The sequence below is a fragment of the Planktothrix sp. FACHB-1355 genome (assembly GCF_014748295.1).
GTDB lineage: Bacteria > Cyanobacteriota > Cyanobacteriia > Cyanobacteriales > Aerosakkonemataceae > Aerosakkonema > Aerosakkonema funiforme_A.
On record NZ_JACJUP010000989.1, the window covers coordinates 1 to 2,676 of the forward strand.

Below are 2,676 nucleotides of genomic sequence, written 5' to 3' on the forward strand. Positions count from 1 at the left end.
GGGAGTTCCCACGCCTACGCGAATCACCTGTCCCCGACGATTGAGGTAAGCGCACACCGGTTGGTTGATGTCGGTGCTGATGTCACCCAAGCGCTCGGCAAATTCGGGCGTAGTGATGCGATCGCCCGGTAAGCGCTGATGGTACAGCTTTTGCAACTGTTTTAGCTCACTGGATTTTAAACCTTGAAGGTTGCCGTAAATCGTTTCGATAATAGTTCTGGTTCCTTAAATTGGTCGAAGATTGTTTACTCGTCTATTTTAACTAATAGTAGGGAAGTGCTTCTACTCTGTGGGAGAGATTGGAATGGATCTCTTTTTCCTGAAAGGTCTGACGAGCTGACGCAGTATTTTCCTGCACTGTGACTCTTCTTTTCCTAATGCCCTGTTATAGCTGCGATATGCTTCGTCATGACGTCCCAGGTGAGACAATGCAGCACCTCGGAAAGTCCAAGCTTCTTTGTCTTCTGGTAAAATTTCTATAGCTTTGTTACAGCTACATAGAGCTTCTTCATAACGTTTTAGATGAATCAGCACAACGCCTCGGAAAACCCAAGCCGCACGGTAATCGGGTTGCATTTCTATGGCTTTATCGAAGCTGGCGAGTGCTTCTTCATAGCGACCTAAATCAGCCAGTGTTTCGCCTTGTTTGTACCAAAGATTATGGTTTTCGGACTGATTACCCTGGTTTTTATCGCTATTAGCATTAGCCTTCTCATAGCGGTCTAAGCTAGTCATAAGAGTTTTCCACTGCAAAGGTGGTTTTAAGAATCCATTGAATTGATTTTACTAGAGAGGCGATCGCATCTAGCGCGATCGCACCCAATTTACTCACCGCCTGACTGCGGCAGGTATTAACTGACAGTAGCAGGTATTGCTGTTAATTGGCGTGGGTGAGCCTTATTTGACCAATTTTCTACCGAATCTCGTTCGGGTTAAAACTTTTCCAGTTTGAGGAATGGCAAGATTCATCGGGTTGTCTGCGACCTTAATAGATAGATGCTCCAATCCAATTTTAGCTAAGTCTGGACAGGACGATCGCTCCCGACACCCCTAAAGATTTTGGATTTTGGATTTTGGATTTTGGATTGGCTGGACAATACTCGGACAAAGCTGGATATTCGGTGAAATTTCTTGATGATTATACTTGAAATTGTATGCTTTACCCGCATTCTTCCGGACAAATAATTCTAGGATAAACCTGCTTGTAATAATCACCTTGTCCGCCATAACCGGGTTTGATATATTCCTCGAAATATTTTTCCAGACCAGTTACGAACAGAATATTTATTTTGTCTTTGTTTGGTAAGTTGTCAATAATATCGTAAAAGTTACTGATGGGTTGCTCCAATCGCAAAACTTCAATATTTTTTTTGGGTATATCCTCGCGAACTCTTTTAATCAGACGCTCTCCTTCGGCTGGAGAACAGCGGACAAAGATTAATCCAAAGCCGTCTATCCAACTCAGAGAACGCACTAATGCTTCGTATTCTTCTTCTGGGTCTGCTGGTAAATCTTTGTCCCAGTCAATTAAAGTTTCTGTCATATCTGATTGCAAGCTTCTTTAAATTCATCAATCCCCTTAATTAAGGGATGAACATCGTACCAACGTTTAATTTCTTGCTGTTCCAAATAGCGATATTCTAAAAGACAGCGACTAAACAACAAGTTGCGATGCAGCTCATCATTTAGGATTCGCTTCGAGAGCGAAACTTTAGTCATTGGCGAAGATTTTCCACTATATCGCTACCCTAATTAAACTATAAATGATTAGGTACGCTAAGTGAACTTGCTCCGATCGCACTTCTCCATTCCTTCACATTTCTTTGCAATTCCTTCGATAACCAACCATCAAAGTAGGGATAAACTGGCAAACGCGCCACCAATTCCCACCCCGCAGGCGATAAAATTTGTTGCAATTTCTGATATTCTGGATGCGGATAATCGGGATTTACTTCATCTATTGGCCCGATACCTCCCAAATCTCGCGCACCTGCATCTAAGCACGCTAATAACCAACTTGGTTCTTTCACCAAATTGGGTGGAATTTGTATAGTAATATCTGATGGTAATATCTGACGAGCTTTGGCTATTAGTTCTGGTAATTGATGCGGGTCAAAAGGTGGGGCATCAAAAGTTTGTTGGCTGCCGGGACTGTGGGGTTGTAAAATTACTTCTTGGATGTTATGATAGCGTTGGTGAATGTGTGAAATTGCCTCTAAAGTTTCCCAGCGATCGCCTGAACTCTCCCCGATTCCCAAGAGCAAGCCAGTGGTAAATGGAATCGCTAACTCTCCTGCCCATTCTAACTGTTGCAGGCGGTATTCGGGTATTTTACTGGGAGCGTGTTTGTGAACGGTATTCAACAGCTTGGGTGTTAGTTGTTCTAACATTAACCCCATCGAGACATTCACATTTTTGAGTTTGGCCATTTCTTCACAACTGAGCGGCCCAACATTGGTGTGAGGTAAAAATCCCATTGATAGCGCCAGTTGGCACAAATCGTAGATAAGTTGAAACCAAGCTTGTCGCCGTGACGAACGGGGATGAACTTCGCCGCTGAGGATGAGAATTTCGCAAATGCCTTTATCTTGGAGGGATTTTAGCAGAATTTCCGCATCTGGTAAAGTCAGCCACGGACTTTTACCGGGGTCGAACCGAAAATTGCAGTAAGCACAT

At 43.4% G+C, this 2,676-nt stretch carries 4 protein-coding genes and 1 pseudogene; all 5 read right to left on the bottom strand.

All coding sequences use genetic code 11. From position 1 onward, the window contains the following. Positions 1-210: pseudogene (locus H6S82_RS34430) on the bottom strand (GTPase HflX); the annotation flags it as partial. A 72-nt stretch (positions 211-282) separates the two neighbouring features. Then, on the bottom strand, positions 283-735 hold the full coding sequence (locus H6S82_RS27955) for a tetratricopeptide repeat protein (protein WP_190474851.1): 453 nt from the start codon (positions 733-735) through the stop codon (positions 283-285). A gap of 424 nt (positions 736-1,159) precedes the next feature. Then, on the bottom strand, positions 1,160-1,543 hold the full coding sequence (locus H6S82_RS27960; protein WP_190474853.1) for a hypothetical protein: 384 nt from the start codon (positions 1,541-1,543) through the stop codon (positions 1,160-1,162). Next, on the bottom strand, positions 1,540-1,719 hold the full coding sequence (locus tag H6S82_RS27965; RefSeq protein ID WP_190474863.1) for a hypothetical protein: 180 nt from the start codon (positions 1,717-1,719) through the stop codon (positions 1,540-1,542). The genes H6S82_RS27960 and H6S82_RS27965 overlap by 4 nt, the downstream gene beginning before the upstream one ends. A 38-nt stretch (positions 1,720-1,757) precedes the next feature. Then, a partial coding sequence (cofG, locus tag H6S82_RS27970) for a 7,8-didemethyl-8-hydroxy-5-deazariboflavin synthase subunit CofG (protein WP_191057089.1) occupies positions 1,758-2,676 on the bottom strand: 919 nt, incomplete at its 5' end.